Raw genomic sequence first — 26,699 nt, forward strand, 5'->3', positions numbered from 1 at the left:
GGCCGAGACAGATATTGCAAAGGCGGCGCGCGCCTGCCTTGCCTCTGAGGAGAGAACACGAATGAGCCAGGTTTCCGGCGCCGTTGCCCCGTCTGATTTCGAGGACTTCTTCACCGCGACGCTGGCGGAACGGGATCCGGATGTAGCTGGCGCAGTACGCCAGGAACTCTCTCGCCAGCAGCACGAGATCGAGTTGATCGCGTCGGAAAACATCGTCTCGCGCGCAGTTCTCGAGGCCCAGGGTTCAGTCCTGACCAACAAATACGCCGAGGGTTATCCGGGGCGGCGCTATTATGGCGGCTGCGAATTCGTCGACATCGTCGAGGATCTCGCGATCGAACGCGCCAAGCAGCTCTTCGGTTGCGCCTACGCGAACGTCCAGCCGAATTCCGGCAGCCAGGCCAACCAGGCTGTGTTGCTGGCGCTGTCGAAGCCCGGCGACACGCTGCTCGGAATGAGTCTGGACGCGGGCGGTCACCTCACCCACGGCGCCAAGCCCAATCTGTCGGGGCGCTGGTTCAATGCCGTCCAGTACGGTCTCGATCTCGACACCGGCCTGATCGATTACGATCAGGTCGAGGCTCTCGCGAGCGAGCACAAGCCGGCGGTCATCGTCGCCGGCGGTTCGGCCTATTCCCGCCGCATCGACTTCGGGCGCTTCCGCGCCATCGCCGACAAGGTGGGGGCCTATCTATGGGTCGACATGGCGCATTTCGCTGGCCTCGTTGCCGGCGGCCAGCACCCGAGCCCGTTCCCGCATGCCCATGTCGCCACCTCCACGACCCACAAGACCCTGCGTGGCCCCCGCGGCGGCATCGTGGTGACCAGTGACGAGGCGATCGCCAAGAAGATCAATTCAGCGATCTTCCCTGGCCTGCAGGGTGGCCCCCTGATGCACGTGATCGCCGGCAAGGCGGTGGCTTTCGGGGAGGCTCTGACGCCCGAGTACAAGTCCTACATCAAGGCGGTGGCGGACAATGCCAAAGCCCTTGCCGAGACGCTGCGTGAAGGCGGTGTCGATATCGTTTCCGGCGGTACCGATACGCATTTGATGCTGGTGGATCTGCGCCCCAAGAACCTGACCGGCAAGGATTCGGAACGAGCGCTTGGCCGGGCCAACATCACCTGCAACAAGAACGGCGTACCGAACGATCCGCAGAAGCCGACGATTACCTCCGGCGTCCGGTTGGGAACGCCGGCGGCGACCAGCCGTGGCTTTGGCGTGCAGGAGTTCCGTGAGGTCGGCAGGATGATCGTCGAGGTGCTGGACGGTCTGGTGAGCGCCAATTCCGAAGAGGGCAACGCGGCGGTCGAGGCGGCGGTGAAGGACCGGGTCATCGCATTGACCGATCGCTTCCCGATCTACCCGAATCTGTGAGGGTTTGGGCCTTCGCGAAGATTGAGACGCAATGAACTTCATCGGGCGCCCGGCGGTAAAGGCGGGGCGCCGTCATCAAGTGACGAGGGCCCATGCGCTGCCCCTATTGCGGCTCGCAGGATAGTCAGGTCAAGGATTCGCGTCCGGCAGAAGATGGCGGTGCGATTCGCCGTCGGCGCGTCTGTCCCGATTGTAATGGCCGCTTCACGACCTTCGAACGCATCCAGCTCCGTGAGCTTCAGGTTCTGAAGAAGTCCGGCAAGAAGGTTCCGTTCGATCGGGACAAGCTGGCCCGATCGATCGAAGTGGCGTTGCGCAAGCGCCCCGTCGAAGCGGAGCGAATCGAACGCTTGATCTCGGGCATCGTCCGACGTCTCGAACAGTCCGGCGAGCAGGATATTCCGTCCGATACGATTGGCGAGATGGTGATGGAAGCGTTGAAAGAGCTCGACGACGTCGCCTATGTGCGTTTCGCATCGGTCTACCGTGATTTTCGCGAGGCCAAGGATTTCCAGTCGTTGATCGGCGAACTGGCCCGGGCGGATTCGGCAGGTACAGCCGGGAAGTCCAAATGATCGCCGATCGGATCAGGGTCAGGCGATGACGGCGGCAGCGCCAATCGGGCTGTCGGCGGCGAGGGCGGCCACGGCGACGGATCACCGTTTCATGGCCGCTGTCATTCGCTACGCGCTGCGCCATGTCGGGCAGACCGCGACCAATCCCTCTGTCGCGACCCTGATCGTCCGTAATGACGGCGAGGGTCCACGCATCGTCGGGCGCGGTGTCACCGCGATCGGTGGCCGGCCGCATGCCGAGCCGGTGGCGCTGGCCGAAGCCGGAGCGCTGGCTAAGGGAGCGACCGCCTATGTCACGCTTGAGCCCTGCGCCCATCATGGACGGACACCACCTTGCGCCGAAGCTTTAGTGGCCGCCGGCATAGCGCGAGTTGTGTCGGCCGTCGCCGATCCCGACTCGCGGGTCGACGGCAAGGGACACGCGATTCTCGAGGCCGCGGGCCTCGCCGTCACAAGCCGTCTGATGGCGGACGAAGCGGCGGAGACGATCTCCGGATATCTCAACCGGCATCGCAGGAAATGCCCGGAAGTGACTTTGAAGCTGGCGCTCTCGGTGGATGGAAAACTTGGATCGAAAGGGCAGGGACAGGTCAAGATCACCGGTCCAATCGCCAATTCCCAGACCCATTTGGCTCGCGCACGACACGACGCCATCCTGGTTGGGGCGGGGACCGTTTTCGACGACGATCCGCGCCTCGATTGCCGCTTACCCGGGCTCGCCGACCGCTCGCCAACCCGAATTGTACTCGATCCGCGATTGCGCACGTCAGCTGAGATGTCCGTCGTGCGGAGCGCGAGGGTAACGCCGACGCTGATCGCCACCTTCGCCGATGCGGACCCGCACAGGCGCGCGGCGCTGGCTGCGGCTGGGGTCGGTTTCCTCGCCTGTGAGGCCGACCCTGAAACCGGCCGGATTGCGCTCCCCGAACTTCTTGAGGATCTCGCCGCCAGGGGCATGTCGAGCGTACTGGTCGAGGGCGGGGCGGAGACCGCGACGGCTTTCCTGGACCAGGACCTCGTCGATCGCCTTGTGCTTTTACGGGGCGAAGTCGTCATCGGCGAAGACGGGATTGCGAGCCCAATCGATATCGCGGCGGCGCGGCGACGTTTCCGCCTGGTCCGGGAGTATCACTTTGGCGCCGACCATTCGTTCGAGTTCGCCCGGAGAGAAGCCTGATGTTTACCGGAATCGTCACGGACATAGGCCGGATCGACCGCGTCGAACGGCTTCATTCAGGACGCCGCTTCCGGATCGCGACTTCTTACGATCCAGCATCGATCGCCATCGGCGCCTCGATCGCGTGTTCCGGGGTCTGCCTGACGGTGACGGCTCTGTCCGGCGAGACCTCGGATGATGGCTGGTTCGAAGTCGAAGCCTGGGAGGAGGCGTTGCGCCTGACCACTGCCGGGCGATGGGAAGAGGGCAACGCCATCAATCTGGAGCGCTCGCTGAGGATCGGCGATGAAATCGGGGGACATCTGGTCTCTGGACATGTCGACGGTCTGGCCGAAATCCTTGCCGTCGAGGAGGAGGGCGAGGCCGTCCGGTTCCGCCTGCGCGCGCCCCAGGGGTTGAAACGCTACATCGCCAGAAAAGGATCGGTCTGTCTCGATGGCACGTCGCTAACGGTCAATTCCGTCACGGACGATCGCTTCGACGTCCTCCTCATACGCCATTCGCTGGAGGTCACGACCTGGGGCGGACGGGGCAAGGGCGACAGCGTCAATCTTGAGGTCGACCAGATTGCGCGCTATGCCGAGCGCCTGTTCGGCGCTAATTCGACCGCATCCTAGCGGCGGGGTTCGCTGCCGGGAATTTCTAACAAGCGCTGACCGGTCACCGCAGCGGACCCAGGCGATCTTTCTGCGGCGAAATGTCGCCCGCATCCGCGCCTCCGTCTGCCGGAACACTCGACCGTCAGGAAGGAATACTCATGGCATCCAAGCCCCATCTCCTCGTCGTCGAGGCGAGGTTCTATGATCACATCGCCGATTTGCTGATCGAGGGGGCCAAGGCCGAACTCGACAAAACCGGCGCGACCTTCGATGTCGTCACCGTGCCAGGCGCGCTGGAAGCACCCGCAGCCGTCGGATTCGCTCTCGCCGGCGCAGACGAGGGAAGGGCAGATTATGACGGGTTCATTGTGCTCGGATGCGTCATTCGCGGCGAGACCTATCATTTCGAACTCGTCGCCAACGAGTCGGCGCGGGGCCTGATGGCGCTGTCGATCGACGAGACCGTGGCGATCGGCAATGGCATCCTGACCGTCGAGAACGAGGAGCAGGCGCTCGATCGCGCCGACCGCCGCCGCAAGGACAAGGGCGGCGCCGCCGCCCGCGCGGCGCTGCAGATGATCGCCCTGCGCGATCGGTTGGGGGCCTGAGATCATGACCGGGACAGAGCCACAGCCGCGCGTTTCCAAGCCCGCAAACAAGCGAGGCGCGGCCCGCCTCGCCGCCGTGCAGGCGCTCTACCAGATGGATGTCGGCGGCACCGGCCTTTTGGAGACGGTAGCGGAATATGAGGGATACCGGCTCGGCCAGGAGATCGATGGAGACACTTATCGCGATGCCGATGCGGCGTGGTTTCGCGATGTCGTCTCCGGCGTCGTGCGAAGCCAAAAGGCGATTGACCCGCGCATCCACGCATCGTTGCCCAGGGATTGGCCGCTGTCGCGCATCGACACCACGCTCCGGGCGATCCTCCGCGCTGGGACTTACGAATTGGTCAATCGCAAGGATGTTCCGATCGCCGTCATCGTCTCGGAATATGTCGATGTCGCAAAGGCATTCTACAACGACGACGAACCGGCGCTGGTCAATGCTGTTCTCGACCGCGTCGCGCGCGCCGAACGCGGCGAGGGCCGGGGCAAGGACGCCAAGGACTGATGGAAAAAGCGGTGGCCCTCTCGCTCGGTGAACGGGTCGTGCGCCGCAACGCATTGATCCTGGCGGGCGCGCAAGCTCTGGTTGGAGGCGCGGCGCCGGTCGTGATCTCGATCGGTGGCCTCGCCGGTGCGTGGCTCCTCCTCGACGACAAATCGCTGGCGACGCTCCCGGTAACCGGGTTCAATCTCGGTATCGCGCTAGGGGCCTTGCCGGCGGCTGCGCTGATGCGGGCCGTCGGGCGGCGGCTTGGTTTCGTTTCCGGGGCGCTCGTCACCTCAACCGGCGGCCTGGTCGCGACCCTTGCCTTGTTCGGCGGCAATTTCTGGCTGTTCGCCTTGGCTCTGCTGCTGATCGGCGTCGGCGGCGCCTTCACCCAGCAATATCGCTTTGCCGCCACCGACGGCGCCTCCAGAACGTATCAACCGCGGGCTATCGGGATCGTGCTGGCCGGGGGTATCCTGGCCGCCGTCATCGGACCGCAGACGGTGCGACTGACGGACGGCCTGTTTCTGCCGGTCAATTTCGCCGGGGCGTTCGTCGGGGTTATCATCCTCGGGATTCTCGGGGCCGGGATCCTGACATTCCTGCGAATTCCCGACGGTCCAGAGGAAACCCATCCGGACGATGCGATACCGGCGCGGCCATTGTCCGAGATCGTCGCGCAGCCGCGCTTCCTGGTCGCGCTCCTGTGCGGCGTTGGCACATATGGGGTAATGAGCTTCGTCATGACCGGCGCGCCGCTGGCGATCGTCGGCTGCGGGCTGAGTCAGGACGTGGCCGTGCTGGGTATTCAGTGGCACGTCCTTGCGATGTTCGGGCCGAGCTTCTTTACCGGCCGCCTCATCGCCCGGTTCGGAAGAGAGGTCATCGTGGCGACCGGGCTTTTGCTGCTTGCGGCGAGTGGCGGCATTTTCATGGCCGGTCTCGCGGTCTGGAACTTCTGGATCGGTCTCGCGCTGCTCGGCCTCGGCTGGAATTTCGGTTTTATCGGGGCAACGGCGATGGTCGCGGAAACCTACCGGCCGGCGGAAAAGAACAAGACGCAGGGGCTGCACGATTTCGTGCTGTTCTCCACCGTTGCTTTTGCGTCCTTCATGTCCGGGCGGACCTTCGTCGCGGCGGGCTGGGAGGCGATGAATGTCGTGATCTTCCCGATCGTAGCGCTCTGTCTGGTGGCCTTGGTCGTGCAGTCGCGTTTCGCGCGGCATCCGCAGCCGCGAGGGTGAATTCGCGCTTCTGATCAATCTCCGCGCTTGACGGCATCCGGCCCTCCTATAACCTCCCGGTCGCCTTGCGGACGGGGATGAAATTCCTTTCTCGTCAGGACAAATTGGGGAAATCGCCAGAATATATCTGGCGAGGAGTGAGGGACCAGCATGCCGACAATCCTACTTATTATGGCTCTTTGCGGGCTACTGGCAGTCGTCTACGCGATTTGGGCCACTCGATCGGTCATGGCGGCCGACCAGGGTTCGGCGCGCATGCAGGAGATCGCCGGGGCGATTCGGGAGGGCGCTCAGGCCTATCTCTTGCGCCAGTACACCACCATCGCGATCGTCGGCGCGGTTGTCGCCATCATCACTTGGCTGCTTCTGTCGGCCTATGCCGCCGGCGGCTTTCTCATCGGCGCGGTCTTGTCAGGCATCGCCGGCTTTATCGGCATGAACGTATCGGTGCGCGCCAACGTCCGCACCGCCCAGGCGTGCTCACGCTCGCTCAGCCTCGGCCTCGGCATCGCCTTCAAGTCCGGTGCGATCACCGGAATGCTGGTGGCCGGCCTCGCCCTGCTGGGTGTCACCGTCTATTTCTATATTCTCACATCTCAGTTTGGCTTCGCTGCGTCCGACCGAACCGTCATCGACGCACTCGTCTCGCTCGGATTCGGCGCGTCGCTGATCTCCATCTTCGCCCGGCTGGGCGGCGGCATCTTCACCAAGGGTGCCGACGTCGGCGGTGATCTCGTCGGCAAGGTCGAGGCGGGCATTCCCGAGGACGACCCACGCAATCCGGCCACGATCGCCGACAATGTCGGCGACAATGTCGGCGACTGCGCCGGCATGGCGGCCGATCTCTTCGAGACCTACGCGGTCACCGTCGTCGCGACGATGGTGCTCGGCGCGATCTTCTTCGCCGGATCCGACATCATCGAAAGCGTGATGGTGTACCCGCTGGCCATCGGCGGCGCCTGCATCGTCACGTCGATCATTGGCACGTTCTTCGTTCGGCTTGGCTCCAACGGCTCGATCATGGGCGCCCTCTACAAGGGCCTGTGGGCGACGACGCTGCTGTCGATCGTCGGCCTTGCGATCGCGACCTGGGCGACGATCGGCTTCGGCGATATCGGCCAGTCGACGGATGGCGTGACGATCAACGGCCTGAACCTGTTCTTCAGCGGCATCATTGGCCTTGTGGTCACCGGGCTGATCGTCTGGATCACGGAATTCTATACCGGGATCGGATTCCGCCCGGTGCGATCGATCAGCGAGGCGTCCGTGTCGGGGCACGGAACCAACGTCATCCAGGGCCTCGCAGTGTCGCTCGAGGCGACGGCGCTGCCGACGATCGTCATCGTGGCCGGCATCATCTCGACCTACCAGCTCGCGGGCCTCTACGGCACCGGCATCGCCGTGACCGCCATGCTCGGGATCGCCGGCATGATCGTCGCCCTCGACGCGTTCGGACCGGTGACGGACAACGCCGGCGGCATCGCCGAAATGGCGGGCCTGCCCGCCGATGTGCGCCGTTCGACAGACGCGCTCGACGCGGTCGGCAACACCACCAAGGCGGTCACCAAGGGCTATGCGATCGGCTCGGCCGGTCTCGGCGCGCTGGTGCTGTTCGCAGCCTACAATTACGACCTGCAATATTTCATACAGCAGGCCAACGCAGGGCAGGGCTTTGACTATTTCCAGGGCGTCGAACTCGATTTCGCCCTCACCAACCCCTTCGTCGTCGTCGGCCTGTTCCTCGGCGGGCTGATTCCGTTTCTCTTTGGAGGCATCGCGATGACGGCGGTCGGCCGCGCGGCGAGTTCGGTGGTCGAGGAAGTTCGTCGGCAGTTCCGGGAGAAGCCGGGCATCATGGCCGGAACGGAGCGGCCCGATTATGCAAGGGCGGTCGATCTTCTGACCCGCGCGGCGATCAAGGAGATGATCGTGCCGTCGCTGCTGCCGGTTCTGGCGCCGATCGTGGTCTATTTCGGCGTCTTGTTGATCGCCGACAAGAGCCAGGCCTTCTCGGCGGTGGGAGGGATGCTGCTCGGCGTCATCGTCACCGGCATCTTCGTCGCGATCTCGATGACGTCCGGCGGCGGCGCCTGGGACAATGCGAAGAAATCCTTCGAGGATGGTTTCGTCGACGCCTCGGGTACGAAGCACATGAAGGGATCGGAGGCGCACAAGGCCTCGGTTACCGGTGACACGGTCGGCGATCCCTACAAGGATACGGCGGGCCCGGCCGTCAATCCGGCGATCAAGATCACCAACATCGTCGCACTGCTGCTTCTGGCGGTGCTCGCCCACAGCTGATCCTGGGCTGAGGCGCAAAAACGAAAGAGCCCCGCGAGATCGCTCGCGGGGCTCTTTCATGCCGACTGCCCGGCTCTGGTCAGAGGCGGATACCGGGCCCGCCACTGCCGGTATCACTCAGGATCTGCCCGAGGAATGTGCGATCCTTGCCACCTGTCGTCGTCGTGCGCGAGATGAAGTCGAAGAGCTGGCCGTTCTGCAGACCGTAATCGGCGATCCGCTCGACCCGTCCGTCCGCGTTGAAGTAAACCGCAAGCACCTTCTGGTCGACCAGTTGGGGCTGCATGAACGCCACTGGCCGCACGCGCTTCTGGGAAATGTAATAAAACACTTCGGTGTCGAACGTCGCCGTCGTCGAGGGCGAACCGAGTGCTAGAAGTACCTGTTCGCGGCTAGAGCCGACCGGAACCAGTTCGAGGCTTTTTTCGTCGACGACATAGCCCTGGTTCAGAACCTCGCTGGTTGAGCACGCTGACAGGGCGAGAATCGCCGCGACGGCGGCGGAGGCGAGCATCGATCGCTTCAGACAGACGGATGAGTTCACGCTGATCATTCTCCTTGAGGCCATCGGTAGTGACGTCGCTCCCGCAGGCTGCGGCGAATAAAGGCGATTTCCAACGCACAGCGAGGGCGCGGCGGTCGCCTTCACCGCCTTTCAGACCAAGCCGGTCGGACTAGGTAAAGCACCTTCGGCGGCGTTGCAATCGGCTCGGCACTGTGGCACCCGCCCGGTGATATCGCCCGAAACGCATCGGACTCCGCCATGTTTGAACGACTGAGAACCAATCGTCGTAATCGCGAAGTCGTTGAGCGTCTTTATGGCGAGCTGGTGGCGCTTGCCCGCCGCCCCGAGCTTTATCTGGAGCATGGCGTCCCGGATACCGTGATGGGTCGGTTCGATGCCTTGTCGATCCATGTCTTCCTGTTTCTCCAGCGTTGCCGGGAAGAGCCCGCGCTGCAGCCAATCGCGCAGGATGTGGTCGACCGTTTCATCATCGATGTCGAACAATCGATCCGGGAGCTTGGGGTGGGCGATCCCTCGGTTCCAAAGCGCATGCGCAAGCTGGCCGGAATTTTCTACGAGCGCGTCGCCGCCTATGACGCGGCGCTTGACGGTTCCCAAGCACCGATCGCTCACCTCGCTGCCACACTCCAAGCGCGTGTCGTTCCCGCCGAGGCGGGGAGGGGGGTGGCCCTGCAGCTTGCAACCTACATAGCGGGAATGAGAACGCGACTTCAGGCGACAACGGCCACCGCGATACTGGCGGGGCATATTGAGACTGACGAGTTGGGAGGGGCGGTATGACCCGGGAATTTATAGGGTCCAAGGCTATCCGATACACCATATCGCCGCTCAAACTGCCGCGCGATGGCATGCCGGTCCGCTTCGAGGTGGATGAAACGGAGTGTGAGGCGCTGGCCCGCGAACTCGACATTCCGGCCGTCGAGACATTTGTCGGCGATCTCCGCGTGCTGCCTTGGCGGGCCGAGGGCGTGCGTGTCGCCGGTCAGGTCGCGGCGACGGTCGTGCAGCAGAGTGTCGTCAGCCTGGAGCCGCTGCGCCAGACGATCACGGAACCATTCGAGATGATCTTCGTGCCGGAAGGCTCCAAGCTGGCGCGTGTCGATCAACCGGGCGAGCAGGAATTATACATCGATCCCGAGGGCGATGATCCGCCTGAGGTCTACACCGGTCATACGATCGACCTCGGTCCTTATCTGGTGGAGGCCCTGGCGCTGGCGCTCGACCCCTATCCGCGCGAGGCGGACGCCGTCTTCGATCGTGTCGATACGGACCCCGATCCCGATTCCGGCCCACCGTCTGCCTTCGAGACCCTGGCGTCACTGGTTCCGCGTAACGGCGAGGACAAGAATTGATAGAAAATCGACGGTTGCCGTTCGTGCGCAAACGGATATCTTCGCGCCGCGCCATCCAGGTGCACTGCAGGAAAGCGAGAGACCTTTGAATTCAAAGACCGGCATCACGATCTCGATCGACGCCATGGGCGGTGATCATGGGCCGGCCGTGGTTCTTGCAGGTGCGGCGATTGCGCTGAAGCGCCACCCCGACACGCGCTTCGTCCTGTTCGGCGAAAGCGATCTCGTCATGCCGCTTCTCGATGCGGACCCCGAGCTGTCGGCCGCGTCGACCTTCCATCATTGCGACGTGTCGATACGGATGGACGACAAGCCGTCGCAGGCGCTTCGCCAAGGCCGGTACAAATCCTCCATGTGGCGGGCGATCGAGGCCGTTAAGACGCGTGAAGCCGATGTCGCCGTCTCGGCCGGAAACACCGGGGCGCTGATGGCGATGGCCAAGTTCTGTCTGCGCACGATGGCCAATATCGAGCGACCGGCGATCGCCGCTATCTGGCCGACCCTGCGCGGCGACAGCATCGTTCTCGACGTCGGTGCGACGATCGGCGCCGACGCCCAGCAGCTCATCGATTTCTCGATGATGGGCGGCGCCATGGCGCGGGCTCTCTTCGGCGTGGAACGCCCGACCGTCGGCTTGCTCAATATCGGCGTCGAGGAGGTCAAGGGCCAGGACGAGATCCGTGAGGCCGGCCGTTTCCTCAAGGAGACGCCACTGTCGGGTATCGACTACCGCGGGTTTGTCGAAGGCGACGACCTTGGCAAGGGTACGGTCGATGTCGTCGTGACCGAAGGCTTTACCGGCAACATCGCGTTGAAGACGGCCGAGGGAACCGCCAAGCAGATCGGCGCCTATCTGCGCGCGGCCATGTCGCAGACCTGGCTTGCCAAGGCCGGGTACTTTCTTGCCAAGAGCGCCTTCGAGCGGCTTCGCGACAAGATGGACCCTCGCAAGGCCAATGGCGGCGTGTTCCTTGGCCTCAACGGCATCGTCATCAAGAGCCACGGCGGCACAGATGCCGAAGGGATCGCGGCGGCGATCGACCTGGCCCACGCAATGGCGCGTAATGGTCTGCGCGAAAAGATCGAGGCGGACCTCAAGAGCTTCTATTTGCGGGTTTCCGAGGAAGCCGCCGAAATTCCCGAAAGCACCCTGCAATGACAAATCAGATCAGATCCGTCGTGCGCGGGACCGGTTCGGCCCTGCCCGAACGGGTCATGCGCAACCAGGATTTCCAAGGCATCGTCGAGACCTCCGACGAATGGATACGCCAGCGCACCGGCATTGTGGCCCGCCATATCGCCGGTGACCATGAGACCACCGTGTCTCTCGCGGAGGAGGCGGCGCGGCGAGCTATCGCAGCATCCGGTCTCGAACCCGCCGACATCGACCTGATCGTCCTGGCGACCGCGACCCCCAACAATACCTTTCCCGCCTCTGCGGTGCAGGTTCAGCATCGGCTTGGCATCTCACACGGCTTCGCCTTCGACCTTCAGGCAGTCTGCAGCGGCTTCGTCTACGCGCTGACCACCGCCGATCTCTACCTCAAGAGCGGCATGGCCCGCCGGGCATTGGTCATCGGCGCGGAGACCTTTTCACGCATTCTCGACTGGGAGGACCGGTCGACCTGCGTGCTGTTTGGCGACGGCGCCGGAGCCCTCGTGCTCGAAGCGACCGAAGGAGTCGAGGCTGGCGAGGGTGGCGGCATCATCGTCTCGCGGCTGCGTTCGGACGGTACGCATCAGTCGAAGCTTTACGTCGATGGCGGCCCCTCGACCACCGGGACGATCGGCAAATTGCGCATGGAAGGCCGCGAGGTCTTCAAGCACGCGGTCGGCATGATTACCGACGTGATCGAGGACTCGTTCTCGGCGGCGGCGGTCACGGCGGATGATATCGACTGGTTCGTCCCCCACCAGGCGAATCGGCGGATCATCGACGCATCCGCGAGAAAACTCGGTATCGCGCCGGAAAAAGTGGTCGTGACCGTCGATCGACATGGCAACACGTCGGCCGCGTCGATCCCGCTCGCTCTCGACGTGGCGGTTCGCGACGGTCGGATCAAGCGTGGCGATCTCGTGCTTCTCGAGGCCATGGGCGGCGGCTTTACCTGGGGCGCCGTGCTGATCCGCTGGTAGATATCAAGCCTTGATTCAGATGACGTTTTCGCTAGAGTGTGGCCGTACGTAAGGGTGCCGAGCAACGATCTGTGGCTGACGGTCTTCCAGGAAATTAGGGGACATTTATGGGAGACAAAACCCTCACCAGAGCCGACCTCGCCGAGGCGGTGTTCCGGAAGATCGGTCTGTCTAGGACGGAGTCGGCGCAACTTGTCGAAATGGTCCTCGACGAGGTTTGCTCGACCATCGCCAGCGGGGAATCGGTGAAGATTTCCTCGTTCGGATCGTTTCTGGTTCGTAAGAAGAATGAGCGCGTCGGACGAAATCCGAAGACCGGCGAGGAAGTGCCGATCTCGCCCCGGCGTGTCGCGGTGTTCAAGCCTTCGAACGTTCTGAAGGACCGGATACTGGGGGCGCATGGCGAGCGACGTCCGAAAGCGGGCGGTCTCGAGATGCTGAAAGCCGCCGAGTAAGGCCGCTACGGTTGATTGGTCATCGCCATGACGGAAAAGAGTGTCGACGCCTTTCGCACAATCAGCGAAGTCGCTGGAGATCTCGACCTGCCGCAGCATGTTCTGCGGTTCTGGGAAACGCGGTTCCCGCAGATCAAGCCGATGAAGCGGGGCGGCGGTCGTCGCTACTACCGGCCGGACGATGTCGAGTTTCTCAAGGGCATCCAGTATCTCCTGTACGTCAAGGGTTTTACGATCAAGGGCGTGCAGCGGATATTGAAGGAGAACGGTGCGCGCTTCGTCGTGGCGATCGGTTCGGGTGACATCGCGGCTCTCGAACAGATTCAGGCCGGGCGGCAAAGTTCGGCAAGTTCCGGCGCAAGTGACGGGCCCCATCTCGACGATATCGATCTCATTGCGCCTGAATCCCGGGAAGAGGTTGGACTACCAAACGCCCCGGCGGAGGGGACGGCCAAGCCCTTTGCCGGGTTGCTGAAACGTCGTCGCGACACCGGCGTCGAAGAAGGCCACCGCGGCGGATTGCTCCCACGAGAGAGCGCCGAAGAACTCGACGACGTGATTCTGCAGTTGCTCGAGTGCAAACGTCTTCTCGATCAGGTGCGGTGACGTCGATCGGCTTGAACGTCGGCTCTGCGCCATTCGACGATCGGGGTTCTGCCCGGAACGGCGATGAATCCGGCCGCGACAGGTTCCTGTGCCCAGTATCCGAGGATCGCCTGATCGGCCCTGCGGGACCAGCTTGCTGCACAGGCGGTTCGGTTGGTGCTGGAGTTGCCGCCGGTTCAATCGGGAGCGGGAAGGGCGCTTCCGGCAATGTCGCGCATGCTGAACCGCATTTGCCTGTTGCGCGCAATGTCCGGATTATCTAGGACAGTCAGCAGTCGGAGCGTAGCGCAGCCTGGTAGCGCACCTGAATGGGGTTCAGGGGGTCGGAGGTTCGAATCCTCTCGCTCCGACCATTTCCAAAACCTTGCAGGGCAGGCGATTGACGGCATGGCGGCAGAATGCCCCTGAAACCAGCCCGGGACTTCTGACACTGTTTTGTGACTGATGCGATTCGCGCGGCCCGGAAATTTCTGCCTCCGCAATCCGCATTCACCAGGCGAAGAAGGTCAGTCAACCGATCGTCCGGGTCGTCGGCAAGCGGCGGATCTCGGACGATCCTGTTCACCTGCTGCCGACACCACCCGACTAGGACAACATCGATCTCGGCGCTGGGGAAGGCAAGGACAACCAACTGTTGCCGACCAGCGCGCCGTCGGCGAGAACCGTCAGACCGAACGTCTTGAACGCCTTTTCCGCGCCGGGCGTCAGCGCCTTGCGGCGCTGCGCCAGCGCGGCGGTGTCGGTGGGGTAGATCCGGTCTGTTATGGCATTTTCTCCTGTCGTGTCCTTCAGCGATAGCCGAGATTCATCACGTAATCGCGCAGCAGTTCCTCCTCCTGCTGGACTTCCTGCAACAGGATCTGGAGAACATCGCGCGCGTTCAGCACGCCCAGTGGGCGACCTGAATTGCCAATGATAGGGATGTTCCTGAATCCACACGCTTTCATGACCTCCCAGATGCCGTACAACTGGCCCTCGGGCGCCGCCGTGGTCACATCACGGGTCATCGCCTCGACCACCGGGGCGGTGCAGCTGGCGCCCGCGCAGCGTCCCGTCTGACGCACCACGTCCGTCTTTGTGAGTACGCCGGTCATCCGTCCCTCGGCATCGCAGACCAGCAGCATTTCGCGCCCGTCGTCCAGAAGCCTCGCCGCCTGCAGAAGCGTCGCGTTAATATCGATGCAGGGCATCCGCTCGCGGGCGGTAGGCAGGAGTTTTGCGACCAGCATGCTCTTTCTCCTTGCGGCCCGGACAGCGTGGCAAGAAGCACTGCCACAATCCCGGTCACCGCACCGCCTGCGGGTTAACCCTGCGGCATTCACATCTTCTCTTCGACAATGTGGTTGTCCTTGACGCCAAGGTTGTGCAGTGCCTGACGCACCGCAGCCATCATCGGCGGCGGGCCGCAGAGATAGCAGCGACTGTCTGGTCCGACGTGCTGGCGCAAATAATCCCGATCGAGTCTTTGCTGTGGTACGCTGGCGCCAGGCTCGTCCACGACGAAGAGGGTTCTTAGTCCCTTCATCGCCTCGAACTTCTCGCGCCAGATGATGTCGGCTTCGGTCTTGTTGGCAAAAACCAGCGTCGATCCCTCAAGTGTTCCGTGATCGTGCAACCGCTTGCGCAACACCGCGATCATTGGTGTGATGCCCGCCCCACCGGCGATGAACACGCCTGGCCCCTGATCCGAGATCGCGCCGAACGGTCCTTTGATTTCCACCTCGTCGCCCGCTTTCATCACACTAATCTGCTCGGTTACGCCGTGGTGGTCGGGATAGGACTTGATGACGAACTCCAAAGTCGGCTCATGCGGTAAGGTCACCGGGGTAAAGGGGCGGCCCTCGTCTTCCCAGCCATCCTTAAGAAGACGGAGTTCCACTCCCTGACCCGGGCTGTATTCGAAGCCTTCAGGCCGGTCGAAAACCAGATGATGCGTATCGTGCGTAACCGACTCGATATGTTTCAGTGTCATCCGGTATTTCATGGGGCACCTCCTTCTTCTCTGGGCCGACTGATGATGCCGCCGTCCGGGGTCGTTAAAGCGTGCGCGCGAACGGACGTTATCTTCAACCACGACCTCGGAACGCCACGATCAGCAGCAAGATCATGAGGATCCCATGGATAGGCGTGCCCCGCCAACCCGTCGCCGCCGCTTGATCCGCCGTGCGCCGCCCTGCCGCCCGCACAGATTATCGCCGGATCGGAACCGTGAACGTAGTCTCAAACCTGGTGTCAGATTCGGTTGCAGGGGGATTAGCCGACCCTTCTCGACGACGCGGGCAGCGGCAACTCGCCAAAATCGATGGCGCTGCATGTGAGGATCGTTCCGTCTTCATCCGCAGTGATGCGGACCCGGCGGCTTGCCGCAAAGAACGTCAGCCTGACCTTGCCTGCGTCTTCATCCTCGCCGCGCTCGAACCGGCTGGTGATCGTTCCGTCGCGCATTCCCTGTTTCAGATCATCCGCGTCGATCCGAAACGCCTTGGCGAGCATATCGGCGTCGATCTGGATCGCGTCATCGACAAATGCGATGTGAGTCATTGGACTTCTCCATTTCTCTGCGCTTCATCCGGCTCATCCAGCCGCGACCAACGATCCATCCGGTTCGTCGCCGGGCCAGGCGCAGTCCGCCACCGTTGTCCGATCAAGCTCCCTCATGAAGGCCGCACGCGCAGCGGCGAGTTGGGGTTTCAGGCGGCACCGCGGTTGCAGCACGCAAGCACCACCATCCGCACGAAAACACTCGACGATGGCGAAACGCTGCTCGAGGTGACGCACAACCTCGCCCACCGTAATCGCATGTGCCGGCCGCGCCAGCCGTAATCCGCCACTCTTGCCGCGCTGCGCCCGGACAAACCCGCCGCGACCGAGATCCTGCACCACCTTGGCCAAATGATGCTGCGAGATCGCGAACTCCTCGGCGATCTGTCCGGTAGAGATCGACTCTGCGGACGCTCCAGCCAGCCGCATCAGAACCCGCAAGCCGTAGTCGGTGAATGACGCCAGCCGCATTAGCACTCCTTTAAATGGTATTTATAATACTAAATATACTGGAAGATAATGCGTATTGCAAATGCCTAATAAGGGTGGCGTCGGACGACCGAAGCCCTGCGCGGGCGGTTGTGATGAGCCGATCCGAAGTCGCAATCGACCCTCGATCTTTGATAAAGGACATCCCGACGAGTGCATCGATTGCGGGGTTTGCGAATGCCCGGCCGAGGCGATCCTGCCCGACAGCGATCCAGGAGCCCATGCCTCGCTCGCGCTGAACAGAAATATGCCTCGGTCTGGTGGAACATGGCGATGATGGGCGAAACGCCCGCCGATGCCGACGCCTGGGAGGACGTGCCGAACAAGTTCGAAGATTACTTCAGCCCTGAAGCGCACAAGGAGCCGACGGAGGCATGAAGAGGGCCGGGCCGTCGTCCGGGCGATGCAGAGCTGCGCCTGGTGTGCTTCAGGGGCGTCAACCAGCACGGGCGCGCTGTTCGGCGAGGGCAAGCCAGTCCCGCAGCAGCACCTTGTCCTCCTTGGAAAAACGTGCCCGGCGCTGCAGGTCGTCAAAGCCGTCGTCCGGATGGTGTTTCTCATAATCGGCTCGGACCAAGGCTTCGAGCCGATCGTGTTTGCAGCCACGATTGGCGTTGCCTGGCGTGATGTCCGCGCCGGTGGTCATGCCGGACCGGTCCGGGTCCGACCGGGCTTCGCCGCCATCAGCATTGGCACGAAAATGACCGCAAAACCAAGCAGCGCAACGCTTCAGCCGGCGCCCGCCAGCGTCATCGTGCCGACCGCGCCCACCGTCCAGCTGTGGGTCACGGCGCTCGCCGTCACGGTTTCCGGCCAGGCGGCGCTGGCGCCGAGCAGCAGGAATCCCGCCGGAACGAACCCATAGGCGATGTGCATGATGGCGAGGATCGGCTCGCGCCAGGTCGGCGCGCCGCGCCACCTTAGAAGGCGGATGACGAGCAGCGCGGCCGCCAGAAACGCCAGGGCGGCGGTGATGGGTGCCGCCGGGGCGACGACCCAGGCCATCAGCGCGACCATTGTCGTGCCGATGGCCAGGGCATCCGGTCGGCCGAACGGCAAGGGTAGGGGCTTTTCGCGCTTCACCAACCAGTTGCGCGTGAAGCTGGGCGTGACCCGTCCGCCGATCAGTGTGATGAGCGCGATCAGCGCGGCGATCGAAAGGCGGAGCGCGAGGTCGGTCGGTGCGCCGCTCAGAGCCTGGACATGAAACAGGATGTTCCCGGCGAGCAGCGCCCGTGGCCAATCGGACTTATGTCGGAGCTGAGCGGATTGCCGTGAGACAATGGACGGCGCCCGCCGCAAACTCTTGCGCCCGGTTTCGCTCTTTTTCGTCGGCCAACCGGTCGCCGAAGTCGAGATAGCAATCCAAAAGCAGCTCGCAGAGCGGCGCCATTCGATCCGCGGTCTCCGCGGGGGCTCGTTGCAACAGTAGCGAGTCGCCGAACGGCGCCCGGGAAAGACTGTCCGCCCGGCCGCCGGCCTCGTGCGCCAGTTTCTTCAAGGTAACAGCGGTATCATCGCTGGCGATCGCAGCCGCGTTTAGAAGCTGATCCGACAGCCGCCGCTCGAGGATGGTGAGGCTCCAGTTCTCTTTCTCTGCGTGAGGCGCTGCCCTTTGCGCGTGGAACGCACGCCTTCGTTCGCGCCGCAGCATCGCGACGTGACCGAGCTCTTCCCTGGCCATCTGCTCCGCCGCCTCTCGCAATTCGTCCGAAGGCGCGAGCGCCGCGACATAGGTCCAGAAAATGAAAGCGCGTTCCTCGTTGCGAACCGCCATCGAGAACGCCCGGTAGGCGCTCAGCAACTCGGGTGCGATGGTTCCCGCTCCCTCGTCGTTGAAAGTCTCGGTCGGTTCCCAGTGGGTCGTCGAGAAATCCGGCGATGTCGCGCCGACCCTCTCGGACCAGTGCATGACGTTTTCGAGATGCTGGCTCTCTTCTTCCACGAGCCTGTCGAAGACGGCGGCGAGCGCCGGTTGGTTCTCCCGGCGCATCCGTTCGGCCAGTTTCGAATATCCGTCTATCGCCTCCCGTTCCATCCCATAGGCGAGGGAAAACAGCTCATCCATGGACTGCACGACGGCGAAAGGCTCGAACTTTCGATGCGGCATCGGATGCCTCCATGGATTGGTTTCCGGCAGGGTCGCATTCCGTGCGGGCAAAGCACTTGAGTTAAATCAAGGAACCCTCCCGACAAATCGCTAGGGTCCGTCTCTATGCGACGTCGCAAGCCGTCCTTGATGATTCGATGCCCCGTAACGCCTTCCGCAATTCTCCACTCACCTGAAGGAGCCGATAGGTCCACATTGAACTTCGCTCATCTTCCCATGTTCCGAGGCTTTGTCGCCAAAGCCGGATCGGCTGTTCTTCTGTTGATCGCGGCGCTTGCCGTGGTCTTGGCGATTTCGTTCCAGGCGTTCGCCGCAGGGCGGCTCGCGGAATTTCTTACAAAGGCCGACCCTGCCGAATTCTTCGAAGGCGCCGACCGGTTCGGCGAGCTTCAAAGCGATCCGCCGATCGTGCCCGTCTACCGCGGCGATGAAATCGCTGGATATGTCTATCTCAATTCCGATTTCACCAGCGCCATCGGCTATTCGGGCAAGCCGATCCAAATCCTTGTGGGGATCGACGGGCAGGGCGTGATTCGGGGCTTCAAGCTCGTCGAACACAAGGAACCGATCGTCTTGATCGGCATTCCCGAGGCCAAGGTCATCGCGTCGCTGAATTCGCTGATCGGCAGGGATATGGGCCGCGTGGCGGCCGGGTCCGAACGCCCCCCGCAGGTCGATATCGTCAGCGGCGCAACGGTCACCGTGCTCGTCATGGGTGACAGCGTCGTGCGATCCGCCGTCCGGCTGATCCGCAGCGGCCGCCTTGGCGGAGCAGCCGCCGAGGCCGGGGTCACAGCAGCCGCAGCGGAGCAGAGGACGCTCGACCTCTCCAAAGCGGAGATCCGTGACTGGGAGGCTTTGGTTGGCGATGGTTCGGTGAGAAGCCTGCGCCTCAACGTCGGCGAAGTCTCCGAAGCCTTCGCGCAAGCGGGCCAGAACCAGGCAGCGGATCGGCCCGAGACGAAAAATCCCGACGATCGTTTCATCGAACTCCATGTCGCGCCGGTCAGCGTGCCGTCGATCGGCCTCAGCCTGCTCGGAGAGCGCGGTTACGAGCGGCTGCAGAAAAAACTGAAGCCGGACCAGCAGGCGATCGTCGTTGCTGGCGACGGAGCCTATTCCTTCAAGGGCTCGGGCTATGTGCGGGGCGGTATCTTCGATCGGATTGAGTTGCTCCAGAACGGGCAGGGCGTCCGGTTCCGCGACCGCAATCACACGCGGCTGGGCGACCTTGCCGCGAAGGGTGCTCCGAAGCTGCGCGAAATCGCGCTGTTCCTCGTCCCTGATGATTTCAACTTCGACGTCACAGAGCCGTGGGAACTCCAGTTGCTCGTCCAGAGAAGCTTCGGCGCGCGAGAGAAGGCGGTGCTTCCCTTCGAACTGGGCTACACCCTGCCAGACCGTTACGTCACGGTTGTAAAGACGCCGGCTCCGGAACCCAAAGCGCAAACGGAAATCTCCGACCCCGTTCAGGCGAAGGCTGGCGAAACCACCGGATTGTCGCCGTTTTCCGACGACGATCCTCTCTGGATCAGGATATGGCGGATGAACGCGGTGTCGATCGGCATCGCCGCTGCCGCGCTTCTCATCCTCACGGCGATCTTCTTCTTCCAGGATTGGCTGGTGAGGCGTCCCGGCCTCTACACCTGGGTGCGGCGCGGCTATCTCGTCTTCACGCTGTTCTGGCTGGGCTGGTACGCCAACGCGCAATTGTCGGTGGTCAATGTGTTGACCTTCACCAATGCGCTGATGACCGACTTCAACTGGGAGTTCTTTCTCTCCGCGCCGCTCGTTTTCATCCTGTGGGCGACGCTGGCGGCCGGGCTGCTGTTCTGGGGGAGGGGACCCTTCTGCGGCTGGCTATGTCCGTTCGGGGCGCTTCAGGAACTCACCAACAATCTGGCGCAATGGCTGAAGGTGCCGCAGATCAAGGTTCCCTGGGCTCTGCATGAGCGGCTGTGGCCGATCAAATACATCATCTTCCTGGGCCTTTTCGGCCTGTCGCTCTATTCGGTCGCGCTGGCGGAGATGTTCGCCGAGGTCGAGCCGTTCAAGACGGCGATCATCCTGAAATTCGCCCGCGAATGGCCGTTCGTGATCTTCGCGCTGACGCTTCTGGCCGCCGGGCTGTTCATCGAGCGCTTCTATTGCCGCTATCTCTGCCCGCTCGGGGCCGCGCTCGCCATTCCCGGCCGCATGCGGATGTTCGAATGGTTGAAGCGCTGGCCCGAATGCGGCTCGCCCTGCCAGCGCTGCGCCAACGAATGTCCGGTGCAGTCGATCCATCCGGAGGGCCAGATCAACGTCAACGAGTGCATCTACTGCATGCATTGCCAGGAACTTTACCACGACGATCACCGCTGCCCGCACATGATCCAGGTGCGGTTGAAGCGCGAGAAATTCGCGGCGCTGTCATCCCCTTCCATGCGAGGAAAAGAGCCCGCCAAACCCGTCATCTCCCACAAGGGAGTGCCCGTCGAACGGCCCCGGCAGGGTCGAGACGACGCCGTAGTCAGGCGATCATAGGAGACCGATATGTCGCAAGAAGACACCAAACATGGATTGAACAGGCGCCAGTTGCTGGGAACCACTGCGGTAGCCGCGGCGGCCGGCGCCAGCGGGGTCGGCGGAGCGCTGACGCTCGCCGGCTTGGCAGCGACGCCGGCGGCGGCGCAGGATACGTCGGCCGCAGGCAATGGTTACGAGGTAAAGCCGGGAGAACTCGACGAATATTACGTCTTTTTCTCCAGCGGCCAGACCGGCGAGATACGCATCGTCGGCGCGCCGTCGATGCGAGAGATGATGCGCATTCCGGTGTTCAACCGCTGCAGCGCGACGGGTTGGGGACAGACGAACGAAAGCCGCAAAGTGCTGAGCGAGGGCCTATTGCCCGAAACCCGGGAGTTTCTCGCGGACAAGGGCGGCATCTATCTCAACGGGGACCTGCACCACCCACATCCATCCTTCACGGACGGCACCTATGACGGGCGTTATCTCTACGCCAACGACAAGGCCAACACGCGCGTCTGCCGCATTCGTCTCGACGTCATGAAATGCGACAAGATCATCCAGTTGCCGAACCAGCACACGGTACATGGCCTGCGCGTGCAGAAATATCCCAAGACGGGCTATGTATTCTGCAATGGCGAAGACCGCGTGCCGATCCCGAACGACGGCAAGATACTGGACGACAAGTCGCAGTATCACGCGATCTTCACGGCCGTCGATGGTGAGACGATGCAGGTCGCCTGGCAGGTGAAGGTGGACGGCAATCTCGACAACGTCGATGCCGATTATCAGGGCAAGTATTGCTTCGCCACCTGTTATAACTCGGAAGAGGGCGTCAATCTCGCCGAGATGATGGCGAAGGAACAGGACTGGGCCGTTATCTTCAACATCAAGCGCATCGAGGAAGCTGTCGCCAGTGGCGATTATGAGGAGATAAACGGGGTACCCGTCGTCGACGGCCGGCACGGCTCCCCCTTCACCCGATACGTTCCGGTTCCAAACAGTCCGCATGGCATGAACACAGCGCCGGATGGCATCCACGTCGTGGCCGCCGGCAAGCTGTCGCCCACGGTGACGGTGTTCGACGTGCGCAAGTTCGACGATCTGTTCGACGACAAGATCGAGCCGCGCGACACGGTCGTGGCCGAGCCGGAACTTGGGCTCGGACCGTTGCACACGGCCTATGACGGTCGCGGCAACGCCTATACGACGTTGTTTATCGACAGCCAGATCTGCAAGTGGAACATCGAGGACGCCAAACGGGCTTTCCAAGGCGAGTCCGTCGATCCGATCAAGCAGAAGCTGGATGTCCACTACCAGCCCGGACACAACCACACCTCGATGGGGCAGACCAAGGAGGCCGATGGCAAGTGGCTGATATCGTTGAACAAGTTCTCCAAGGATCGCTACCTGAACGTCGGACCGCTCAAGCCGGAGAACGATCAGCTGATCGACATTTCCGGCGACGAGATGGTGCTCGTGCATGACAATCCGACCTTCGCTGAGCCGCACGACGCCACGCTCGTGCATCGTTCCAAGATCGACCCGGTGCACATATGGAGCCGCGACGACCCCTTCTTCGCCGACGCGGTAAGCCAGGCGGAAGCCGACGGCGTCGATCTGATCGGGGATTCCAAGGTCGTCCGCGACGGCAACAAGGTCCGTGTCTACATGACCTCGACCGCGCCCGTATTCGGTCTGGAAAGCTTCACGGTCAAACAGGGCGAGGAAGTCACCGTCTATATTACCAATATTGATGACGTAGAGGATCTCACTCACGGGTTCGCCATCGTCAACTACGGCATCAACATGGAAGTCGCGCCGCAGGCGACCGCATCGGTCACCTTCATGGCGAGCAAACCGGGTGTCTATTGGTACTATTGCTCCTGGTTCTGCCACGCGATGCACATGGAGATGAAGGGCCGCATGTTTGTTGAGCCGCAGGGCACCTGAGCCGATGGCACGAACAAGTATAGCGACACTGGGGATGGCGGCCGTTCTGGCTGCCATCCTGGCACTGCCGGCAACCGCGGCGCGGATCGTCGCGCCCGCGGGGGATGCCGATCTTCAAGCGCTGTTGAACGCGGCGTCACCAGGAGACGTGATCGCGCTCGAGAGCGGCGAACACAAAGGGCCGGTCACGATCGATCGGGCACTGACGGTCGAAGGCGAGCCGGGCGCGGTGCTTCGCGGCAATGGCTTCGGTAACGTCGTTACGGTCAAAGCGCCCGACGCGGTGGTGCGCGGCCTCGAGATCAGAGGGTCCGGAAAGGACCTGGAAACGATGGATGCCGGCGTGTTCGTGACCCAGACGGCGCGGGCGACGCTCGTCGAGGACAATAGGATCATCGGCAATCTCTACGGAATTGTTCTGCATGGAGCTGAGGATTCCGTCGCCAAAGGCAATCGCATCATCGGGATACGCGTTGGCCGCACGAACGAGATGGGGAACGGCGTCTCCGTCTGGAATGCGCCTGGCGCCAAGGTCATCGGCAACGACATCAGCTTTGGTCGCGACGGGATTTTCACCAACGCCAGCGAGCGCAATGTCTTCAGCGGTAATCGTTTCCACGATGTCCGCTTCGCCGTTCACTATATGTACACCAACGACAGTGTTGTCAGCGACAATGTTTCGGTGGGCAACGCCATCGGCTACGCGATCATGTATTCCAATAATCTGACGGTGACCGGCAATCTGTCAGACGGCGATCGCGACAACGCGTTGCTCGTCAACTATGCCAACGGTTCGGAGTTCGCCGGCAATGTCGTTCGGGGCCGTCCGCAATCGATCGAGCGATGGAAGACGGCCGGCAGGCACGATGCGGCCGACGGCGCGGCGGTGCCGGACGACGCCAAGCCTCCGCGAGCCGCGGGCGCCATGCGCATCGGCCCGGAGAAATGCGTCTTCATCTATAACGCCAACAAGAACAGCTTTCGCGACAATCGGTTCGAGGGATGCGAGATCGGCGTCCACTTCACTGCCGGTTCCGAGGGCAACGCGATGACCGGCAACGCCTTCGTGAGAAACCGCAATCAGATCAAATATGTGGGCACCCGCCATCTCGATTGGTCGACGGCGGGGCGCGGCAATTACTGGAGCGACAACCCGGCCTTCGATCTGAACGGCGACGGCATCGGCGACGGCCCCTACCGGCCAAACGGTCTGGTCGACAGGGTGCTGTGGACGGCGCCCCAGGCCAAGGTTCTCGTCAACAGCCCGGCGGTTCAGGTGATCCGCTGGGCGCAGGCCCAGTTCCCGGCTTTGCTGCCCGGCGGCGTGGTGGACAGTCATCCGCTGATGGCGCCGCCCGAAACGTTGCGAACGGAGCAATAATGGCTGAAACGGTTCGTGTTGCGCAGGTGGCCAAATCCTATGGCGGGGTCGACGCCGTCAGCGACGTTTCCTTTACGCTGAACGAAGGCGAGACGGTTGCGCTCGTCGGCCACAATGGTGCCGGCAAGACGACGCTGATCAAGTTGATGCTCGGGCTGATCCGGCCCAGCGCGGGAACGGTGCGCGTGCTCGGCGAGTCACCCGCCGCCGGGGAGTTCGCGGCGCGCAAGCGGCTTGGCTATCTGCCGGAGAGCGTTTCCTTCAACATGGCTCTGACGGGACGCGAGACGCTCGCCTTTTACGCAAGGCTCAAACGCGCGCCGCACGCCGTTGTGGCCGGGCTGCTCGACCATGTGGGACTGACCGCCGCGGCGGATCGCCGCGTCGGCGCCTACTCCAAGGGAATGCGCCAGCGTCTCGGCCTGGCGCAGGCGTTGCTGGGCGATCCGAAGGTGCTGCTTCTCGACGAGCCGACGACCGGGCTCGATCCGGCGCTGCGGCGCAGCTTCTACCGCATCGTCGGCGAATTGCGGTCACGGGGCGCGACGGTTCTGTTGTCCTCCCACGCCCTCACGGAACTCGAGGGCAAGGCGGACCGGGTCATCATCGTCAACCGCGGCATCAAGATCGCGGATGGGACGATCGAGGAGCTGCGGGGCATAGCCCGGTTGCCGACGCGTATCCGCGTCCGGCTCAGGGATGACGATGCCGGCCGGGCGGAAGACTGGATGAAACAAGCCGGCGGATGGCGAAGGATCAACGGTCATGTGCTGGAGATCGACGCCTCGCCGGAAGACAAGATCATGCTGCTGCGCAAGGCGGCCGCGAGCGACGCGCCGGTAACCGATCTGGACGTGATTCCGCCGACGCTCGACGAGCTTTATGCCCATTTCCTGGGCGCGCAGGAGGCGATCCGGTGAGGAATGTTCTGATCGTCGCCCGCAAGGAGATTCAGGAGGGCATGCGCAATCGCTGGGTGCTCGCCACGACGCTGCTGCTTGCCGCGCTGGCGCTGACGCTGACATTTCTCGGCAGCGCGCCCACCGGTGACGTCGGCGCCGGGGCGCTCGACGTGGTGATCGTGAGCCTGTCGAGTCTGACCATTTTCCTGGTGCCGCTGATTGCCCTCCTGATTTCGCATGACGCCGTCGTCGGCGAGATGGAGCGCGGCACCATGCTTCTTCTGCTCAGCTATCCGATTGGCCGCTGGCAGGTGATTCTCGGAAAATTCGTCGGGCATCTGGCGATCCTGGCATTCGCCACACTGCTCGGCTACGGGGCGGCGGCAGCCGCGCTCGCGGCAACGGGCGCCGCGATCGACGCGGCGAGCTGGTTGGCCTTCCTGTCGATGATCCTGTCCTCGATCATGCTCGGCGCGGTGTTTATCGCCATCGGCTATCTGGTGAGCGCGCTGGTCGGCGAACGTGGAACAGCCGGCGGAATCGCCGTCGGCGTCTGGCTGCTGTTCGTGCTCATCTACGACACGGCGCTGCTCGGCATTCTGGTCGTCGATCAGGGGCGGACGATCACGGCTGACCTTTTGAATATTCTCCTGCTGCTGAATCCGACCGATGTCTACCGACTGCTGAATCTGGGATCGGGAAGCGCAGGCGCGCTGTCCGGCATGGGGGGCATTGCCGAAAATGTCGCGTTGAGTCCGGCCATGCTGACCGGCGCGCTGGCTTGGTGGGCGCTCGTGCCGCTGATGGCGGCAGTGTTGGTGTTTTCGAGGAGAGAATTATGAGGACCGCGGTTCTCGCCGGGCTGCTGGCTTTCGTCCTGTTCCTCGCCGGCTGCGGCGGCGAGGAACAGACAGAGGCGCCAGCGCCGTTCGCGCTGACGGAAAGCGCCATCGGCCACTACTGCGGGATGAACGTTCTCGAACATCCTGGACCGAAAGGGCAGATCATCCTGGCGAAGGCGCTGGAACCGATCTGGTTCTCCTCGGCGCGCGATACCGTGGCCTTCACCCTGCTGCCCGAGGAATCCAAGAACATCGCGGCGATCTACGTCTCGGATATGGCCGCCGCCGAGACCTGGGACGCGCCCGGCGCGGAGAACTGGATCGACGCCAAGAGGGCGTTCTTCGTGATCGGCAGTTCCTCGCGCGGCGGGATGGGCGCGCCGGAGACGGTGCCTTTTTCGACGGAAATCGCGGCTCGCCGCTTTGTCGAGGAAAATGGCGGCGACATCGTCGGCTTCGCCGATATTCCCCCCGATTACGTGCTCGGAAGCGCGCCAAACGAGATTGAATCCAACAAGTAATCGCCTCG

29 protein-coding genes and 1 tRNA gene are annotated in these 26,699 nt (G+C 63.0%); 22 read left to right on the forward strand and 8 right to left on the reverse strand.

Annotation, left to right across the window (positions count from 1 at the left end):
* The first annotated feature begins 61 nt into the window (after window positions 1-61).
* The 8 genes from glyA (at window position 62) to ING15_RS12130 (ending at window position 8,369) form a co-directional block, all read left to right on the forward strand.
* Entirely contained in the window at window positions 62-1,378 is a 1,317-nt protein-coding gene (gene glyA / locus ING15_RS12095; RefSeq protein WP_206455073.1) for a serine hydroxymethyltransferase, read from the forward strand.
* A gap of 92 nt (window positions 1,379-1,470) precedes the next feature.
* Window positions 1,471-1,953, forward strand: coding sequence for a transcriptional regulator NrdR (gene nrdR, locus ING15_RS12100; RefSeq protein ID WP_206455074.1), 483 nt, complete (start codon window positions 1,471-1,473; stop codon window positions 1,951-1,953).
* A gap of 25 nt (window positions 1,954-1,978) precedes the next feature.
* Window positions 1,979-3,130 (forward strand): bifunctional diaminohydroxyphosphoribosylaminopyrimidine deaminase/5-amino-6-(5-phosphoribosylamino)uracil reductase RibD, encoded by a 1,152-nt coding sequence (gene ribD / locus ING15_RS12105; RefSeq protein WP_206455075.1) that lies wholly within the window; start codon window positions 1,979-1,981, stop codon window positions 3,128-3,130.
* On the forward strand, window positions 3,130-3,747 hold the full coding sequence (locus tag ING15_RS12110; protein ID WP_206455076.1) for a riboflavin synthase: 618 nt from the start codon (window positions 3,130-3,132) through the stop codon (window positions 3,745-3,747). Before ribD ends, ING15_RS12110 begins: the two co-directional genes overlap by 1 nt.
* A gap of 140 nt (window positions 3,748-3,887) precedes the next feature.
* Window positions 3,888-4,337 (forward strand): 6,7-dimethyl-8-ribityllumazine synthase, encoded by a 450-nt coding sequence (locus tag ING15_RS12115; RefSeq protein ID WP_206455077.1) that lies wholly within the window; start codon window positions 3,888-3,890, stop codon window positions 4,335-4,337.
* Between the two features lie 4 nt (window positions 4,338-4,341).
* Window positions 4,342-4,842: a transcription antitermination factor NusB gene (gene nusB, locus ING15_RS12120; protein ID WP_206455078.1), complete on the forward strand. Its 501-nt coding sequence runs from the start codon at window positions 4,342-4,344 to the stop codon at window positions 4,840-4,842.
* Window positions 4,842-6,068: an MFS transporter gene (locus tag ING15_RS12125; protein ID WP_206455079.1), complete on the forward strand. Its 1,227-nt coding sequence runs from the start codon at window positions 4,842-4,844 to the stop codon at window positions 6,066-6,068. The genes nusB and ING15_RS12125 overlap by 1 nt, the downstream gene beginning before the upstream one ends.
* A 150-nt stretch (window positions 6,069-6,218) precedes the next feature.
* A complete protein-coding gene (locus tag ING15_RS12130) occupies window positions 6,219-8,369 on the forward strand; it encodes a sodium-translocating pyrophosphatase (RefSeq protein WP_206455080.1) in 2,151 nt (716 codons plus the stop codon).
* Window positions 8,370-8,448: 79 nt separating this feature from the next.
* Here the strand turns inward: ING15_RS12130 and ING15_RS12135 are convergent, their stop codons facing one another.
* Window positions 8,449-8,922: an outer membrane protein assembly factor BamE gene (locus tag ING15_RS12135; RefSeq protein ID WP_232845724.1), complete on the reverse strand. Its 474-nt coding sequence runs from the start codon at window positions 8,920-8,922 to the stop codon at window positions 8,449-8,451.
* A gap of 210 nt (window positions 8,923-9,132) precedes the next feature.
* Here ING15_RS12135 and ING15_RS12140 point away from each other — a divergent pair, with 210 nt between their 5' ends.
* From ING15_RS12140 to ING15_RS12170, 7 genes are all read left to right on the forward strand, one after another.
* The gene (locus tag ING15_RS12140; protein WP_206455081.1) at window positions 9,133-9,675 is read left to right on the forward strand and encodes a ubiquinol-cytochrome C chaperone family protein; all 543 of its coding nucleotides are present in this window, start codon (window positions 9,133-9,135) and stop codon (window positions 9,673-9,675) included.
* Window positions 9,672-10,247: a YceD family protein gene (locus ING15_RS12145; protein ID WP_206455082.1), complete on the forward strand. Its 576-nt coding sequence runs from the start codon at window positions 9,672-9,674 to the stop codon at window positions 10,245-10,247. Before ING15_RS12140 ends, ING15_RS12145 begins: the two co-directional genes overlap by 4 nt.
* Before the next feature lie 85 nt (window positions 10,248-10,332).
* A complete protein-coding gene (gene plsX / locus ING15_RS12150) occupies window positions 10,333-11,406 on the forward strand; it encodes a phosphate acyltransferase PlsX (protein WP_206455083.1) in 1,074 nt (357 codons plus the stop codon).
* Window positions 11,403-12,383 carry a beta-ketoacyl-ACP synthase III gene (locus ING15_RS12155; RefSeq protein ID WP_206455084.1) on the forward strand — a complete coding sequence of 327 codons (981 nt, stop codon included), beginning with the start codon at window positions 11,403-11,405 and terminating at the stop codon, window positions 12,381-12,383. The genes plsX and ING15_RS12155 overlap by 4 nt, the downstream gene beginning before the upstream one ends.
* Window positions 12,384-12,490: 107 nt before the next feature.
* Window positions 12,491-12,838, forward strand: a complete 348-nt coding sequence (locus tag ING15_RS12160; RefSeq protein ID WP_206455085.1) for an integration host factor subunit alpha — start codon at window positions 12,491-12,493, stop codon at window positions 12,836-12,838.
* A gap of 27 nt (window positions 12,839-12,865) precedes the next feature.
* The gene (locus ING15_RS12165; RefSeq protein ID WP_206455086.1) at window positions 12,866-13,444 is read left to right on the forward strand and encodes a MerR family transcriptional regulator; all 579 of its coding nucleotides are present in this window, start codon (window positions 12,866-12,868) and stop codon (window positions 13,442-13,444) included.
* A 276-nt stretch (window positions 13,445-13,720) separates the two neighbouring features.
* Window positions 13,721-13,797: transfer RNA gene (locus ING15_RS12170), tRNA-Pro, on the forward strand.
* 435 nt (window positions 13,798-14,232) lie between these two features.
* On the opposite strand, the gene ING15_RS12175 is transcribed toward ING15_RS12170, so the two are convergent.
* The 4 genes from ING15_RS12175 to ING15_RS12190 all read right to left on the reverse strand — a co-directional run bounded on the left by ING15_RS12175 (window position 14,233) and on the right by ING15_RS12190 (window position 16,456).
* On the reverse strand, window positions 14,233-14,673 hold the full coding sequence (locus ING15_RS12175) for a CBS domain-containing protein (protein ID WP_232845725.1): 441 nt from the start codon (window positions 14,671-14,673) through the stop codon (window positions 14,233-14,235).
* Between the two features lie 89 nt (window positions 14,674-14,762).
* Window positions 14,763-15,428: an FAD-binding oxidoreductase gene (locus ING15_RS12180; RefSeq protein WP_206455087.1), complete on the reverse strand. Its 666-nt coding sequence runs from the start codon at window positions 15,426-15,428 to the stop codon at window positions 14,763-14,765.
* 269 nt (window positions 15,429-15,697) lie between these two features.
* A complete protein-coding gene (locus ING15_RS12185; protein ID WP_206455088.1) occupies window positions 15,698-15,985 on the reverse strand; it encodes a DUF6522 family protein in 288 nt (95 codons plus the stop codon).
* A 33-nt stretch (window positions 15,986-16,018) separates the two neighbouring features.
* Window positions 16,019-16,456: an RrF2 family transcriptional regulator gene (locus tag ING15_RS12190; protein ID WP_206455089.1), complete on the reverse strand. Its 438-nt coding sequence runs from the start codon at window positions 16,454-16,456 to the stop codon at window positions 16,019-16,021.
* A 291-nt stretch (window positions 16,457-16,747) separates the two neighbouring features.
* Between ING15_RS12190 and ING15_RS19940 the strand changes: the two genes are divergently transcribed.
* Window positions 16,748-16,852, forward strand: a complete 105-nt coding sequence (locus tag ING15_RS19940) for a DUF3470 domain-containing protein (protein ID WP_408628692.1) — start codon at window positions 16,748-16,750, stop codon at window positions 16,850-16,852.
* A gap of 58 nt (window positions 16,853-16,910) precedes the next feature.
* Here the strand turns inward: ING15_RS19940 and ING15_RS12200 are convergent, their stop codons facing one another.
* From ING15_RS12200 to ING15_RS12210, 3 genes are all read right to left on the reverse strand, one after another.
* A complete protein-coding gene (locus tag ING15_RS12200) occupies window positions 16,911-17,120 on the reverse strand; it encodes a hypothetical protein (RefSeq protein ID WP_206455090.1) in 210 nt (69 codons plus the stop codon).
* Between the two features lie 83 nt (window positions 17,121-17,203).
* On the reverse strand, window positions 17,204-17,776 hold the full coding sequence (locus ING15_RS12205) for an NnrS family protein (protein ID WP_206455091.1): 573 nt from the start codon (window positions 17,774-17,776) through the stop codon (window positions 17,204-17,206).
* Window positions 17,724-18,584 (reverse strand): ferritin-like domain-containing protein, encoded by an 861-nt coding sequence (locus ING15_RS12210; RefSeq protein WP_206455092.1) that lies wholly within the window; start codon window positions 18,582-18,584, stop codon window positions 17,724-17,726. Before ING15_RS12210 ends, ING15_RS12205 begins: the two co-directional genes overlap by 53 nt.
* Window positions 18,585-18,800: 216 nt before the next feature.
* On the opposite strand from ING15_RS12210, the gene ING15_RS12215 reads away from it, so the two are divergent.
* The 6 genes from ING15_RS12215 to ING15_RS12240 are packed head-to-tail and all read left to right on the forward strand — an operon-like array spanning window position 18,801 to window position 26,691.
* Window positions 18,801-21,110 (forward strand): 4Fe-4S binding protein, encoded by a 2,310-nt coding sequence (locus tag ING15_RS12215; RefSeq protein ID WP_206455115.1) that lies wholly within the window; start codon window positions 18,801-18,803, stop codon window positions 21,108-21,110.
* A 9-nt stretch (window positions 21,111-21,119) separates the two neighbouring features.
* Window positions 21,120-23,045: a TAT-dependent nitrous-oxide reductase gene (nosZ, locus tag ING15_RS12220; protein WP_206455093.1), complete on the forward strand. Its 1,926-nt coding sequence runs from the start codon at window positions 21,120-21,122 to the stop codon at window positions 23,043-23,045.
* Window positions 23,046-23,049: 4 nt separating this feature from the next.
* Window positions 23,050-24,426: a nitrous oxide reductase family maturation protein NosD gene (locus ING15_RS12225; RefSeq protein WP_206455094.1), complete on the forward strand. Its 1,377-nt coding sequence runs from the start codon at window positions 23,050-23,052 to the stop codon at window positions 24,424-24,426.
* Entirely contained in the window at window positions 24,426-25,346 is a 921-nt protein-coding gene (locus ING15_RS12230; protein ID WP_206455095.1) for an ABC transporter ATP-binding protein, read from the forward strand. The genes ING15_RS12225 and ING15_RS12230 overlap by 1 nt, the downstream gene beginning before the upstream one ends.
* Entirely contained in the window at window positions 25,343-26,170 is an 828-nt protein-coding gene (locus tag ING15_RS12235) for an ABC transporter permease subunit (RefSeq protein WP_206455096.1), read from the forward strand. The genes ING15_RS12230 and ING15_RS12235 overlap by 4 nt, the downstream gene beginning before the upstream one ends.
* Window positions 26,167-26,691 carry a nitrous oxide reductase accessory protein NosL gene (locus tag ING15_RS12240; RefSeq protein WP_206455097.1) on the forward strand — a complete coding sequence of 175 codons (525 nt, stop codon included), beginning with the start codon at window positions 26,167-26,169 and terminating at the stop codon, window positions 26,689-26,691. Before ING15_RS12235 ends, ING15_RS12240 begins: the two co-directional genes overlap by 4 nt.
* Window positions 26,692-26,699: the final 8 nt, after the last annotated feature.

Origin of the sequence: Aurantimonas marina (assembly GCF_017183135.1) — a bacterium.
In the GTDB taxonomy this organism is placed as follows: Bacteria; Pseudomonadota; Alphaproteobacteria; order Rhizobiales; family Rhizobiaceae; genus Aurantimonas; species Aurantimonas marina.